General features: G+C 40.6%; 12 protein-coding genes and 1 riboswitch. Of the genes, 9 read left to right on the top strand and 3 right to left on the bottom strand.

The annotated features are described in order from the left end of the window. Nucleotides 1–27: 27 nt before the first annotated feature. From thiQ to thiB, 3 genes are read right to left on the bottom strand one after another with little or no spacing between them, the layout of a single operon-like run. Entirely contained in the window at nucleotides 28–738 is a 711-nt protein-coding gene (gene thiQ, locus PSF42_RS05380) for a thiamine ABC transporter ATP-binding protein ThiQ (protein ID WP_102137814.1), read from the bottom strand. Next, entirely contained in the window at nucleotides 731–2,335 is a 1,605-nt protein-coding gene (thiP, locus tag PSF42_RS05375) for a thiamine/thiamine pyrophosphate ABC transporter permease ThiP (protein ID WP_272679593.1), read from the bottom strand. The genes thiQ and thiP overlap by 8 nt, the downstream gene beginning before the upstream one ends. Next, a complete protein-coding gene (gene thiB, locus PSF42_RS05370; protein ID WP_125890318.1) occupies nucleotides 2,311–3,315 on the bottom strand; it encodes a thiamine ABC transporter substrate binding subunit in 1,005 nt (334 codons plus the stop codon). The genes thiP and thiB overlap by 25 nt, the downstream gene beginning before the upstream one ends. 58 nt (nucleotides 3,316–3,373) lie before the next feature. Then, a riboswitch (TPP riboswitch) is annotated at nucleotides 3,374–3,471 on the bottom strand. 112 nt (nucleotides 3,472–3,583) lie between these two features. Here thiB and rppH point away from each other — a divergent pair. From rppH to recC, 9 genes are all read left to right on the top strand, one after another. Beyond that, a complete protein-coding gene (rppH, locus tag PSF42_RS05365; RefSeq protein WP_004908658.1) occupies nucleotides 3,584–4,117 on the top strand; it encodes an RNA pyrophosphohydrolase in 534 nt (177 codons plus the stop codon). A gap of 3 nt (nucleotides 4,118–4,120) precedes the next feature. Beyond that, nucleotides 4,121–6,367, top strand: coding sequence for a phosphoenolpyruvate--protein phosphotransferase (gene ptsP / locus PSF42_RS05360; protein ID WP_272679591.1), 2,247 nt, complete (start codon nucleotides 4,121–4,123; stop codon nucleotides 6,365–6,367). 163 nt (nucleotides 6,368–6,530) lie between these two features. Continuing rightward, the gene (gene lgt / locus PSF42_RS05355; RefSeq protein WP_272679590.1) at nucleotides 6,531–7,427 is read left to right on the top strand and encodes a prolipoprotein diacylglyceryl transferase; all 897 of its coding nucleotides are present in this window, start codon (nucleotides 6,531–6,533) and stop codon (nucleotides 7,425–7,427) included. Nucleotides 7,428–7,545: 118 nt separating this feature from the next. Next, nucleotides 7,546–8,397: a thymidylate synthase gene (locus PSF42_RS05350; RefSeq protein WP_272679589.1), complete on the top strand. Its 852-nt coding sequence runs from the start codon at nucleotides 7,546–7,548 to the stop codon at nucleotides 8,395–8,397. Nucleotides 8,398–8,730: 333 nt separating this feature from the next. Beyond that, nucleotides 8,731–9,216, top strand: a complete 486-nt coding sequence (locus PSF42_RS05345; RefSeq protein WP_272679588.1) for a prepilin-type N-terminal cleavage/methylation domain-containing protein — start codon at nucleotides 8,731–8,733, stop codon at nucleotides 9,214–9,216. Next, entirely contained in the window at nucleotides 9,210–9,815 is a 606-nt protein-coding gene (locus tag PSF42_RS05340) for a prepilin peptidase-dependent protein (RefSeq protein ID WP_272679587.1), read from the top strand. The genes PSF42_RS05345 and PSF42_RS05340 overlap by 7 nt, the downstream gene beginning before the upstream one ends. Beyond that, a complete protein-coding gene (locus PSF42_RS05335) occupies nucleotides 9,812–10,252 on the top strand; it encodes a DUF2509 family protein (RefSeq protein WP_125890312.1) in 441 nt (146 codons plus the stop codon). The genes PSF42_RS05340 and PSF42_RS05335 overlap by 4 nt, the downstream gene beginning before the upstream one ends. Beyond that, nucleotides 10,252–10,638 carry a type IV pilus modification PilV family protein gene (locus PSF42_RS05330; protein WP_272679586.1) on the top strand — a complete coding sequence of 129 codons (387 nt, stop codon included), beginning with the start codon at nucleotides 10,252–10,254 and terminating at the stop codon, nucleotides 10,636–10,638. Before PSF42_RS05335 ends, PSF42_RS05330 begins: the two co-directional genes overlap by 1 nt. Then, the gene (recC, locus tag PSF42_RS05325; protein WP_272679585.1) at nucleotides 10,616–13,990 is read left to right on the top strand and encodes an exodeoxyribonuclease V subunit gamma; all 3,375 of its coding nucleotides are present in this window, start codon (nucleotides 10,616–10,618) and stop codon (nucleotides 13,988–13,990) included. The genes PSF42_RS05330 and recC overlap by 23 nt, the downstream gene beginning before the upstream one ends.

Here is a 13,990-nt window from a genome sequence, read left to right as displayed (position 1 = left end):
ACGCGAACAGTGTGAATTTATACAGTGTTAATTGTTGGCAGCGGTTGTGATACTCAGTAACGCAGATGCCGCACTTTGCCCCTGTAATAGTAATTGAGTATCGCCATCGTAGGCGATTTTCCCCTCTGCAATAACCAGTGTCCGCGGGGCAATTTGCAGGGCATCATCGACATTATGGGAAACCATTAATAACGTGATTGATTTCTCCGCACAAATTTCCTTAAGTAATAACAGCATTTCTCGGCGTAATGCAGGGTCGAGAGCAGAAAAAGGCTCATCAAGCAGTAAAATCGGTTGATTGCGGATCATGCAGCGTGCCAATGCTGCGCGTTGGCGTTGCCCCCCCGACAATTGAGCCGGTAACCTATCTAAACATTCACTCAGGCTGACTCGGCTCGCCATTTGTTCAACTAGCTGAATTTGCGTTTTATTAAGGCGCAAATTGGGTTGCAGACCCAGACCAATATTTTGCCGGATAGTCAGGTGTGAAAATAAATTATTTTCTTGAAATAGCATGGAAACAGGGCGCTTAGCAGGTGGCGTGAAGGTATGGTCTTCGCCATTGAGCACAATCTTACCGCTATTGGGAAATTGAAAACCGCTAATTAAACTTAATAGCGTACTTTTCCCTGCACCACTTGGCCCCATAACTGCCACAGACTCACCGGACTGAACAGAAAAATCAAATGACATTGTCAGGTTGTCGTATTGGTAATCTAACTGAGTCAATTTAATCATGATGTTTTCCTGAAATACGTTCAATCAAGCTGAATAAGCAAAAGCAAAGTAATAACAATAGCATGGCCGTAACAGCCCCATCGTTCGATCGATAAGCCCCTATTTGCTGATAAAGATAATAAGGGAGCGTGCGGAAGTTATCATTGCCAAATAACGCGACGACACCAAAATCACCAATTGAGATAACACAGGCAAATGCGAGCGCTTGGGCGATTGGTTTACGCAGTGCTTTAAGTTCAATAATTCGAAAGCGATTAAAACCCGAAATATCGAGTGATTGGCACAATGGGTTATAGCGCTCAGCGCTGTCTCGCATGGGGTTTTCTAATACTTTTAACGCATAGGGGATAGCTAACAAAGCGTTTGTCATGATGACTAATGGGTAAGGGGATTCAGGTAAGCCTATCGTTTCATTAAAAAAGATAAAAAAACCTGTCGCTAGCACAATACCGGGCATAGCTAAAATAATTAACCCACTCAGTTCTAAGGCTTGGCCTAAACGAACGGCTTGACGTAAGCGCAATTCACGGCTGCTCCATAACAACATTAAGGTTAATGCCACGCAGACAGCGCCCGCACATAGTGCAATAAACACCGAGGTTGCAGTGGCTTGCCATAAGGCAGATTGCTGCAGTACTGCCCAAAGTTGCCCATTTAAGCCATCAAAAATAACGGCGAACAGCGGGGGAAGCAGCAATAGCATGGCTGCAATAATGAGTAGCAGGTCACGAATACGACGAAATGCGTTATCAGCGGGGTCAACCCATTGCGCTTGTTGGCTAAAACCCACTGAAAATACACTATTTACTCTGTGGCAGATAAACATTAAACCAACACAGAAAAACAGCTGGATGAGTGCCAAAAGGGTGGCTCGTCCTAAATCAAAATCATAATTCAGTGCTTGGTAAATAGCCAATTCGATGGTGGTTGCTGCCGGGCCGCCTCCTAAAGCAAGAACCGTCGCAAAGCTGGCAAAGCACAACATGAAAATTAATGCGGCCGTGGGTAATATTTGTCGTCGTAAATAAGGCCATTCTAAAATAGTAAATTGTTGCCACTCATTAAACCGCAGCTGTGCTGCAATTTGCCGTTGCTCAACGGCAATATTCTCTAAAGATTGCAATAGCATACGTGTTGCTAGTGGCATATTAAAGAATACATGCGCTAACAAAATGCCTTTTAGACCATAAGGTGAGAAGGTGTAATTAAGCCCCAATAATTGGCAAAGTTTAGCCAACCAACCCGTTTGCCCGTAAACCGATAAAATACCAAACACAGCAACTAACACTGGAAGAACCAATGTCATCGCACATAAACGTAAAAACAGGGTTCGCCCAAAAAAACGACGGCGATGTAATGCTCTTGCAAGAAAAATAGCAGGGATCACAGAAAAAATAGCGGATAAAAAAGCCTGCCAGAAAGTAAAACCAATCACATGCCACAAATAGCTATCACTGATAATGTCAGCCAGTGAAATTTCAGGTGCAAAAAACCACAGCGCGCCAAAACTAATGAGTGCAACTGTAATCAATAAACCGGAGGCCAACGCCCCCGGTAGTAAAGATAAATTCATTAGCGACTGACGGCGGCTTGCCATAAACGAGTCCAGTTTTGGCGTTCTTTTGCAACTTCTTGAGAACTAAATTGTAAGGCTTTTTCAGGTAGAGGTAACTGGTTGTATACCTCGGGTAATGGAATATCAATAACCGGATACATCCAGTTAGTTGTTGGCAAGGTGTTTTGGAAATCAGGCGTTAAGACAAACTGTAGGAATTGCTTGGCGAGCTCCGGTTGTGGGCTATTTTTTAGCCTTGCTGCGACTTCAACTTGCATGTAGTGACCTTCATTAAATAATGCCGCCGCATAGTTATCTTTTTGGTCATTAAGCATTTGGTAGCCCGGTGATGAGGTGTAACTGAGTACAAAATCACCTTCCCCTTTTAAGAACAGGCCATAAGCTTCACTCCAACCTTTAGTGACGGTAAGTGTTTTGCCTGCCATTTTTTGCCATGCATCCGCAGACTTGTCGCCATACAGTTTTTCAATCCACAGCATTAAGCCAAGCCCTGGAGTGCTGGTGCGAGGATCTTGGTAAATAATTTTCCAATTATTATCACTATTTAATAATGCATCCATACTTGCTGGTGGTTGTTTAATTTTATTAGTGTCATATATAAATGCAAAGTAACCATAGTCATAAGGAATAAAGGTTGAGCTATCCCACGAAATAGGCAACTTCAATGCACTAGTATCAATGTCAGCAGGGGCAAACAGGCCTGTTTTTTCAGCAGAATCTAATAAATTATTATCTAACCCTAAAATCACATCTGCTTTGCTTTTTTTCCCTTCCATTCTGAGTCTGTTTAGCAGCGCTACGCCATCTCCCAGCGCCACTATTTTTAACTCGCAATCGCACTGCGCTTCAAAATTCTTTTTAATTTGAGGGCCAGGGCCCCACTCTGCAGCAAAGGAATCGTAGGTATAAACAGTGAGTGTTGGCTTATCAGCCCATGCTAATTGGCTTAAACTGAGTGCACTAAAGGTAAAAATCGATGCTATAATTTTGTTTTTAAACATGCTTTTTCCTGCGCTAATAGAGAGTGACACAGGATTTGAGGTGGAACCGGTGCAGATATGCAGGCGGTGGCTCAAATCCCTACGCCGGTATTAACCGGATCAGGTTCTACGGGTTAGTTCTCAGCCTAAATAAATTCGGCACCCCGTTGAGATGTTCACTATTGTAGTGACTTCAGACATATCTGCAAACTGTATTGATATAGGTTTACCAGTTTAGGTATGTGTGAAACAATTAGGCATCTTTCAAATTTGGTTATTGAGGTAGTCTGTGATTGATGATGATGGCTACCGCCCGAATGTAGGAATTGTAATTTGTAATCGGCAAGGGCAAGTTTTATGGGCCCGCCGCTATGGTCAGCACTCATGGCAGTTTCCTCAAGGAGGCATCAATCCCGGGGAATCGCCGGAACAGGCGATGTATCGTGAGCTATACGAAGAAGTCGGGCTACAGCGTAAGGATGTTAGGTTATTGGCATCTACCCGTAATTGGTTACGTTACAAATTACCCAAGCGTTTGGTGCGTTGGGATACAAAACCTGTTTGTATTGGGCAGAAACAGCGTTGGTTTTTACTTCAACTTCAATGCAATGATGCCGATATAAACGTGCAGCGCAGTAAATCGCCAGAATTTGATGGCTGGCGATGGGTCAGTTATTGGTATCCTGTTAGGCAGGTAGTTTCTTTTAAACGTGAAGTTTATCGGCGTGTTATGAAGGAATTTGCCCCTGTTGTTATGCCTCTGCAGGAACAAAAATTACCACAACGACCCACTTTTAATAACCGTAGGCGTGGAGCAAAGTAGCCTATGTTGATGCGTTTACGTGAAATTGTCGAAAAAGTTGCAATGGCGACAAGTTTAACTGATGCGCTAGAAGTGTTGGTGAATGAGACCTGCAAAGCAATGCGAACTGATGTTTGTTCCATTTATTTAGCGGATCACCCTCGCCAATGCTATTACTTAATGGCAACCCGCGGGTTAAAAAAACCTAGCGGGATTGCTATTCGCCTAGGGTTTGATGAAGGTGTCGTGGGTGCCGTCGGGCGCCAATCTGAGATGCTTAATCTAGCCGATATTCGTGAACACCCTCAGTATAAATTCCTGCCTCAGCTTAGAGAAGAACAGTTAAGGGCTTTCTTAGGTGTCCCAGTGGTCTATCGCCGTCAATTATTAGGCGTGCTAGTGGTACAGCAGCGGGAAAAACGACTGTTTAATGAAACCGAAGAATCTTTTATGGTCACGTTGTCGATGCAACTTGCCGTGATCTTGTCACAAGCTCAAGCAAAAGGTATTTTTGGGCAATATCGACAAAATAGAATTAAAGCCATTCCTGTATCACAGGGGATTTCAATGGCTTATGGGTGGCAAGATAGTTCCCAACCCTCTTTAGAGAGTGTTTTTCAAGCCAGCGCCATTGATATCGAGAAAGAAAAACAACGCCTTGCCACAGCCCTCGAAAGCGCCACTGCGGAATGTCGTCGTATTAGTAAACGTTTTATGGCGAGTTCAGCAAAGGAAAGTGCTGCAATATTTGATCTCTATAATCATCTGCTTAGCGACCCTCAGCTAAAAAAACACCTCTTTGCTGCCATTAATGACAACGCAACCGCGGAATGGGCAGTTAAAACAGTCATTGAAAATTATGTAGAGCAGTTTTCTCGCCTGCGTGACCTTTATTTAAGGGAAAGAGGGGCTGACTTAAAAGCCTTGGGGCAACGTTTATTATTTCACCTTGATGATTCATTACTTCCCAATGAACAATGGCCAGAGCGTTTTATTTTAGTTGCTGACGAGCTAAGTGCTAGCGTATTGGCCGAGTTACCTATTGAGCAACTTGCTGGTGTGGTCGTGCGTGACGGAGCAACACATTCTCATTCTGCGATTTTAATCAGAGCTATGGGAATTCCTGCAATTATGGGGGCGGATATTGAGCCTTCGTTATTACATAACCGCCATTTAATCTTGGACGGTTATCGTGGCGAACTCTTTATTGAACCTGAAAACTTAATTGTTCAGGAATACCAGCAAATTATTGAAGAAGAAAATGTCATTAGCCGCTTAGCAGAAGGGACTCTTGGGCAAGATGCAATACTTAAAGGTGGCGAACACGTTCATATTTACCTTAATGCGGGTTTAAGTCCGCGGTACGAGCAGCAAATTAACACAGGGGTTGATGGTGTTGGTTTGTATCGTACTGAACTTCCTTTTATGTTGCACAATGGTTTTCCCTCGGAAGATGAGCAGAAACAGCTCTATAAGGAAGTTTTACAACTCTTCCCAACCAAACCAGTTGTGTTAAGAACCCTTGATATAGGGGCTGATAAACAGCTGCCATACATGCCAATTAGCGAAGAAAACCCAAGCTTAGGCTGGCGTGGTATTCGTATTATGTTGGACCAGCCCGAGATTTTTTTGATTCAGCTAAGGGCTATGCTTCGGGCGAATATGCTTTCGGGTAATTTACGTATTTTATTACCGATGGTGACCAGTGTTAATGAGATAGACGAAGCCATTTTGTTGGTTAAAAGAGCAAGGGACGAAGTGAGTGTTTTATTAAAAATGCCAATTGAGATGCCTCAAATTGGTATTATGCTTGAAGTTCCTTCTTTGCTGTTCTTATTACCTGAAATTAAAAAACGGGTTGATTTTATCTCTATTGGAACGAATGACTTTACACAATATTTACTTGCGGTTGACCGTAATAACACCCATGTAGCAGCGCTATATGATAATCTTCACCCCTCAGTAATACGCTTTTTAGCAAAAGTCAGTGAAGAGTGCCAACGCCTTCAACTTCCTGTAAGTGTTTGTGGGGAAATGGCGGGGCAGCCACTTAGCGCAATGGTATTAATTGCACTTGGGTATCGCTCCTTAAGTATGAGTGGGCGTAGTGTTCCTCGTATGAAATATTTAATCCGCCAGCTTGACCCAGTCTTGATGTCGCAGTTAGTACCGAAGTTGTTGGCTGCAGAAACGAGTGACAGCGTTAGGCAAGAAGCGAGTGAATTTATGGAATTGCATCATTTAGGTGGGTTTGTTCGTGGGGGTATTTAATTCACAGCAAGACGTGAGCATTTAATTTAGTTTACTTCGAAAAATATCAAGTATAAATAACTATCCTTTTTGTTGTATGCTTCAGGGGACTTTATAAGTTGAAGTCTGTTGAATACGTAATAGTCGACGAGTAGTTGGCTTAATGATTAAAAAGTGGGGAACAATGAGTAACAACTACTTAGCATTTCCAGAAATAGATCCTGTTATGTTCTCGATTGGGCCAGTATCGTTACACTGGTATGGTTTTATGTACCTTGTTGGCTTTGTTTTTGCCCTTTGGCTTGCCGGACGTCGTGCTGCAAAACCAAATAGTGGTTGGACAAAAAATGAAGTCGAAAATTTACTGTATATTGGCTTTGTTGGCGTATTTGTCGGTGGCCGGCTAGGTTATGTTTTCTTCTATAATCTTCCTGTTTTTCTTGATGATCCTCTATATCTCTTTAAGGTTTGGGATGGCGGCATGTCCTTCCATGGCGGCCTAATCGGTGTAATATGTGCCATGATGTGGTTTGCTCACCGCACTCGCCGTCGTTTCTTGCAAATCTCTGACTTTGTTGCACCATTAATTCCATTTGGCTTAGGTATGGGCCGTATTGGGAACTTTATTAATGGGGAGTTATGGGGACGAGTGACACTCGATACACCGTGGGCATTTTTATTCCCCCATTCGCGCAGTGAAGATATTCAACTTGCCGCCCAGGACCCTTCGTTATTACCCATATTAGAGCAATATGGTGTGTTACCAAGACACCCATCGCAGCTTTATGAAATGTTCTTAGAAGGGATTGTTCTCTTCCTTATCTTGAACTTATTTGTGCGTAAACCTCGCCCAATGGGGAGTGTTTCCGGGCTATTCTTGATTGGTTATGGTGCATTTAGGATCATCGTTGAATTCTTTAGGCAACCAGACGCCCAGCTTGGTTTGTTTGGTGGTATTAGCATGGGGCAAATTTTATCAATCCCAATGATTATTATTGGAGTTCTGATGATTGTTTGGGCTTATAAATACGGTAAAAATGTGCCGGCTCATAAGCCACTAAAAGAGCCCAAAAAGAGTTAATAAGTACAATTGCTAAGGCTAGCTTAGTCTGTTGAACATAACTATTTTGTAATTAAAACAATGAAGTTCAGCTGGTGAAAGTTAGCCACTTAAGTTATTTTTGAAAAAGAGAGTCACTATGAAGCCGTATCTTGATTTATGCCAACGTATTATTGATGAAGGCCAATGGGTTGAAAACAAACGAACAGGAGTTCGTTGTTTAACCGTTATTAACGCTGACCTTGAATATGATGTTGGTAATAATCAATTCCCCTTGATTACGACTCGTAAAAGTTTTTATAAAGCGGCAATAGCAGAGCTTCTTGGCTACCTTCGCGGCTATGATAACGCAGCCCAGTTTCGCGAGATTGGGTGTAATACTTGGAATGCGAATGCAAACGAAAACCATGCATGGCTAAATAATCCCCATCGTAAAGGTGAAGATGACATGGGGCGCGTCTATGGTGTTCAAGGGCGCTCATGGCAACGTCCAGACGGTACGCACTTAGACCAATTAAAAAAAGTCGTCAATAACTTAAAAAATGGAATTGATGACCGCGCGGAAATTATCACTTTCTATAACCCGGGTGAATTTGAAATGGGCTGCTTACGTCCCTGCATGCATACTCATACTTTTTCACTATTAGGTGATACGCTACATTTAACATCTTATCAGCGTAGCTGTGATGTTCCTCTTGGCCTGAATTTCAACCAAGTACAATGTTTTGTTCTACTTGCACTAATGGCTCGCATTACAGGGCACAAAGCTGGTAAGGCTTATCATAAAATTGTGAATGCGCACATCTATGAGAACCAACTGCCTTTGATGCGTGATGTCCAGCTAAAACGTGAGCCTTTTGCTTCCCCTTCATTGGTTATTAACCCCGAAATTAAGTCATTAGAAGACCTCGAAACATGGGTAACTTCAGATGATTTTACCCTCGAAGGGTACCAGTGCCATGAAGCTATCAAGTATCCATTTACTGTTTGATTAGCGAATATATTTTTTACTAAGATGGTTTTATCTAAAAGCCATCTTAGTCTTGTTTTTTACATCTCACTATTTCCCCCTTTATTGATTCCATCACTCTTTATTGATTCCATCGCCTTGATGAATTTTATCTTGGCTCATAAGTAATTTACTTTCTTGTATTTACTTTGAATTAACTATTTTTTTGCGAAGCGCTTCGCAGACCGAGTTGTATTTATATGAATCTCTTTATTTTGTTGCGAAACGTTATGCAGTTTGCAATGACAATCCTCGCTATACCGGTTTTTTTTGGCAATCTCTGTCTTGCGTATGAAAAAGTGAGGTCACAACAAGATGAAAGTTGAATCAAATACAACACAGCGTGGTTTCACCTTAATTGAAATTCTAATTGTTTTATTTATCTGTTCTTTGGTCATGTTGTCTGGTTTATATCAATGGCAACAGCAGGTAGAAAGGCAACGATTAATCGATGCAGCTAGGCAAGTATCAGAGTTTATCTATAGTCAAATGATGGAAGGCGTCTATTTAAATAGGTACCAAATATTATCGGTTAAGGTTGGGGTAGGTGATTGGCAGCTGCTTGTTAAAGATGCAAATAACAATCAAGAGGTTGGCAAGCTAACAGCAGAAAGGCATCGAGGAATAGAGCTCTGGAAAGCGAGCCGGACGTCAATTCAGTTATATGGAAAGCAGGGGACTATTCGTGCTTTCAGTGTAGGGCTAAAAAATCAGTATGAGCAGATCACCATTTATATCTCTTCATTAGGCCGCATTAGAAGTTGTAGCCATAAAAAAATGACTGGGGTGCCGAAATGTTGAACCCCTTAAATAACGATAAATTAAAAAAACAGCGGGGTTTTACACTGCTTGAAATATTGATGGCAATGGCAATCAGTAGCATTGTCTGTGTATCAGCGATGAGTGCCATTCCGACATTGTTTAAAAAAACCTATCGAGCTTATATTCAATATCAAGTAGACAAAGATATAAGGCAAACATTAATAAACATGGAAAAAGATTTTAGAAGGATCGGTTATTGCAGTAGCTTAGATTGTGGAAAAGAGCCTTTAAAAATCACATCTAAGTTTTTAAGTCGAGGAAGTAACTCATGTATTATTTTTGCCTACGACCAAGATTTATCGGGCAAGTGGGAGAATATTAAATCTAAATCGATAGAGTCTGATTATTTTGGGTATCGATTAAATAATGAAAAATTAGAATCTAATCGAAATGTCAGGGATTGCGATGGAACGCGTTGGCAATCGCTATTTGATGAGAAGCTAATCAAGGTTAAAAAATTAGCGTTTGATTGGCAGGAAAATACCCAATTACTTGAAATGAAAATAAACCTTAAGGCAGATTTGTTACCTAACCAAACGTTTGATTACCGAATAGCGGTTTGGGTTAGGAATTTATGAAGAATATAGCGCAACAACAGGGAAATGCGTCTCTACTTACGGTGATCATTTTTATCACAATAGGCTCATTATTGATTAAATCTGTACATTTTTTCCAAGAGCGGGCTCGAGATGAGCTGCGCAAGGAAATTAAATATTTCGATGCTTTTAATAAAGCAGAGTCAGCGCTTGCGTGGGGTGGGACATTGAAATGGGATAGTCAGTATAGAGGGCTAAGGAGTTGGGTTTGCCAGACAGAGGAAACTCAGCAGTGGAAAAGTTGTTTAAAACACTACAAAGGGGCGACTTTTTTGTTGTCGGGGCAAAGCCATTATCGTCTAGGAAATGATATTAAAATTTATCGATGGATGGTATTAGATGTAAATAAGCAACAGCTTTTACCCCGTAAAAATGGGTGGTTAGATTATTGCCCAGTAGTAAAAAAAGGGTTTTGCTAGTGAAAATAAAACAGCAAGGATTTGCATTAATAGAGGCAATGATTGGCGTGGTTATTTTTGCTATTTCATTAGTAGCTTTGCTAAACTATTCTCAATATATCATATTGAATTTTAATCAATTGTATATGAATTCCTCAGCGGTTAGGGCATTGCATAGCACATTAGAAAAAAGCGCAATGTTAACAGCATCAATATCTAGGGAAAAAAATTCTGCCATTGACCCAGATTTGCGTTACCCTGAATGGAAAATACAAATGACCCGTTTACCGCAGGTCGATAACTGTACAGAGTTAGTGGTATCGTTAACAATAAAAAAACAGCCATTTTCATTAAGTCGTTGGTATTGCTCAACAGGAGAGCACTATGTTTCAAGTGTATCATTCTAATCAATTAGATTTATTAAAAGATCTAATGACTCATTTAATGAAAAATGAACCACTTTCTCACCCTTTTGAGCAAGAAATAATTTTAGTGCAAAGCCCTGGGATGTCTCAGTGGCTGCAAATCGAACTTGCTAAGCAATTTGGTATTGCCGCAAATATTAACTATCCCTTACCTGCAACATTTATTTGGGACATGTTTAGGCGGGTTTTACCGGATATTCCAAAAGAAAGTGCTTATACCAAGCAAGCCATGACATGGAAACTCATGACAATACTGCCAACTGTCATTGGCGAGGACGAATTTGAACCTTTAAGGCATTATCTTCAAGAGGATACAGATAAACGTAAACTTCATCAGCTTGCTGGTAGGATTGCCGATTTATTTGACCAGTATTTAGTTTATCGCCCACAATGGGTCGAAGTATGGCAAAAAAATGAACGAGTAGAGGGGCTAAGTGAAAATCAACTGTGGCAAAAACGTTTGTGGCAATGCCTTGTTGATTATTCAAATGAATTAAAACAGCCACCTTGGCACCGTGCTAATTTATATCAACATTTTATTGATACATTATCATCGAACCCTGATTTAGGAAAAAAACTGCCTAAACGTATTTTTATTTGCGGTATTTCATCTCTTCCGCCTGTTTATCTACAAGCTCTCAATGCTATAGCAGAACATACAGATGTTCATTTAATGTTCACTAACCCTTGTCGTTATTATTGGGGTGACATTCAAAGTGCATCGTTTTTAGCTAGATTACAGCAAAGAAAGCTTCGGCATTACCTTGATAAACATGAAATTTCACGTTTTAAACTTGAAGAACATGTACCTAATTTATTCAACGAAAATGGTGAGCAGGACATTGTAAATCCATTACTTGCATCGTGGGGAAGGCTTGGCAGAGACAATTTATACTTTATTTCTCAAATCGATAGCGCTAATGAAATATCAGCCTATGTTGATACTGAACGATCCAATTTATTAGAGAATGTTCAGCAGGATATTCTAGATCTCGAAAACCATGCTCAATTAGGGACAACATTAGAAAATTATGAAACGAGTATTGGTAAGCGAGCGATCAATAAGTCAGATAATTCGATAACATTCCATTTATGCCATAGTGCACAGCGGGAAGTTGAAGTATTACAAGACCATCTGCTTGCTCTTTTTGAGCAAGACCCATCGCTAACACCGCGTGATGTCATTGTCATGGTTGCAGATATTGACAGCTATGCACCCTATATTCAGGCTGTTTTTGGTAATACAGCATCAACTCGTTATATCCCATTTTCAATTTCAGATAGAAAAGCACTACAAGCTCACCCTATTCTACAGGCATTTATTATGTTACTTGACTTGCCTCAGAGCCGTTTCTCAACGGAGCAAGTTCTCAGCCTACTTGAAGTTTCTGCTTTTTCTCAACGTTTTGGTATTGATGAAAGTGAGTTAAGTTTATTGCGCCGCTGGGTTAATGAATCAGGGATCCGCTGGGGGCTTGATGATGATAATGTACGTTCTTTCGCTTTACCGGTGATAGGGCAAAACACATGGGAGTTTGGTTTAAGTAGAATGTTGCTTGGCTATGCAATGGATAGTAGAAATGGCCCATGGAATGGTATTTTACCTTATGATGAATGTAGTGGTTTAGCGGCTCAACTTGCTGGGAAATTAGCACTATTAATCAACACACTCAGAGAATGGCGTTCTGTACTCGCACAAGAACGTCCACTTGATGCGTGGAAAGAACTTTGCCAACAATTACTTGATAGCTGCTTTATGGTTGATGGAGAAACTGAACTCGTTCTCGCACTATTGATGGAACAGTGGCATCAAATAATCGATAATGCGATAACTTCAGGATATGAAGAACAAGTGCCATTGCGATTAATTCGTGATGAACTTTCAGTTCGTTTTGATGATGAGAAGATTAGTCAACGTTTCTTGGCTGGAGCTGTTAACTTTTGTACTTTGATGCCAATGCGTTCAGTGCCATTTAAGGTTGTGTGTTTATTAGGGATGAATGATGGGGCTTACCCGCGAAATATACCACCTTTGGGGTTTGATTTGATGGCTGAAAAGCCTGTTCGTGGTGATAGAAAACGCCGGGACGACGATAGATATCTATTCTTAGAAGCATTGAATTCAGCATCTAAACAACTGTATGTTAGTTATATTGGGCTTTCTATTCGTGATAATCAGCCTTGTAATCCATCGGTATTAGTGACTGAATTAATTGACTATATTTGCCAAAGTTTTTGTTTAATTGGCGATGAAACCTTGAACATAGATGAAAGTGCTAAACGATTAAGTGCACATCTGGTCATTCAACATAATAGAGTCCCATTCGCCAAAGAAAATTTCTTACCAGAAACGCCCTATCAAAGCTTCGCGAGTGAATGGTTACCTGCTGCAAAAACAACAAATAAAGTTGATGAACCATTTTGTTCAGTACTTGAAATACGTGAACCCATCACTGAAATTTCGTTAGAACAATTATTACGTTTTTATCGTCATCCTATTAGGGCGTTTTTTCAACAGCGTTTGAAAGTCCATTTTTCTATTGAAGAAACTGAACTGCCAGAAGAAGAACCATTTAACTTAGGTAGATTACAGCGATATAAAATTAATGACCAAATTTTAGATTTGCTTGTCAAAGATAAAAGCATTGAACCTTTTTACTCTGCTTTAAAGGCATCAGGTCAGCTGCCAGCTAGGCAATTTGGCCAACTTTTTTGGGAACAGCAGTTGAACGAGATATCGCCATTAGCTGAAAAAGTTAAAGAATATGATATGCAGCTATTTGATTATCCATTTGATTTTCAGTTAAATGGAATAAAAATCACTGGTGTGCTGAAAAATGTTCATGAAACAGGAATAGTACGTTATCGCCCGGCTTACTTAACTGCTAATGATGGCGTACAGCTATGGGTGGAGCATTTGTTATTTAACTCACAAATAGGTGAAGGGGAAAGCCTGGCACTGGGAAGAGAGAATAGCATTTGGCAGTTCTCAGCAATTAGCAAAGAAGATGCATTGGTTTATCTGCAAGACTTAGTCGAGGGCTACTGTGAGGGGTTTAATTCCCCTCTAATTCTTCTTTCTCAAAGTTGTTGGAGTTGGGTTAAGGCTTGTTTTGATAAAAAGACTAAACAGTACGATTTTTCGAGTGAAGAAATTCAACAAAAAGCATTATCTGCTTTGCTCCAGAGCTTACAAGGAAGCCAGATGCAAAAAGGTGAGATGGAGGACGATTATGTATCAAGAGCTTGCAGAAGCATAGATGATGCGATGATTAAATCTTTATTATCAAATACTCAGCGGTTTTTATTGCCGATGACTAAATACTTGAAATGA

The sequence above is a fragment of the Providencia sp. PROV032 genome (assembly GCF_028484875.1).
GTDB classification, from domain to species: domain Bacteria; phylum Pseudomonadota; class Gammaproteobacteria; order Enterobacterales; family Enterobacteriaceae; genus Providencia; species Providencia rettgeri_E.
Note: the sequence above shows the minus strand (reverse complement) of the source record. Positions and strands in the feature narration are given on the sequence as shown.

What these genes read in the sequence shown, in the direction of transcription:
- PSF42_RS05335 (WP_125890312.1), top strand. Translation starts at nt 9,812, where the DNA reads ATGAAGAATATAGCGCAACAACAGGGAAATGCGTCTCTACTTACGGTG.
- recC (WP_272679585.1), top strand. Translation starts at nt 10,616, where the DNA reads ATGTTTCAAGTGTATCATTCTAATCAATTAGATTTATTAAAAGATCTA.
- PSF42_RS05345 (WP_272679588.1), top strand. Translation starts at nt 8,731, where the DNA reads ATGAAAGTTGAATCAAATACAACACAGCGTGGTTTCACCTTAATTGAA.
- PSF42_RS05350 (WP_272679589.1), top strand. Translation starts at nt 7,546, where the DNA reads ATGAAGCCGTATCTTGATTTATGCCAACGTATTATTGATGAAGGCCAA.
- thiP (WP_272679593.1), bottom strand. Translation starts at nt 2,335, where the DNA reads ATGGCAAGCCGCCGTCAGTCGCTAATGAATTTATCTTTACTACCGGGG.
- lgt (WP_272679590.1), top strand. Translation starts at nt 6,531, where the DNA reads ATGAGTAACAACTACTTAGCATTTCCAGAAATAGATCCTGTTATGTTC.
- thiB (WP_125890318.1), bottom strand. Translation starts at nt 3,315, where the DNA reads ATGTTTAAAAACAAAATTATAGCATCGATTTTTACCTTTAGTGCACTC.
- PSF42_RS05340 (WP_272679587.1), top strand. Translation starts at nt 9,210, where the DNA reads ATGTTGAACCCCTTAAATAACGATAAATTAAAAAAACAGCGGGGTTTT.
- thiQ (WP_102137814.1), bottom strand. Translation starts at nt 738, where the DNA reads ATGATTAAATTGACTCAGTTAGATTACCAATACGACAACCTGACAATG.
- ptsP (WP_272679591.1), top strand. Translation starts at nt 4,121, where the DNA reads ATGTTGATGCGTTTACGTGAAATTGTCGAAAAAGTTGCAATGGCGACA.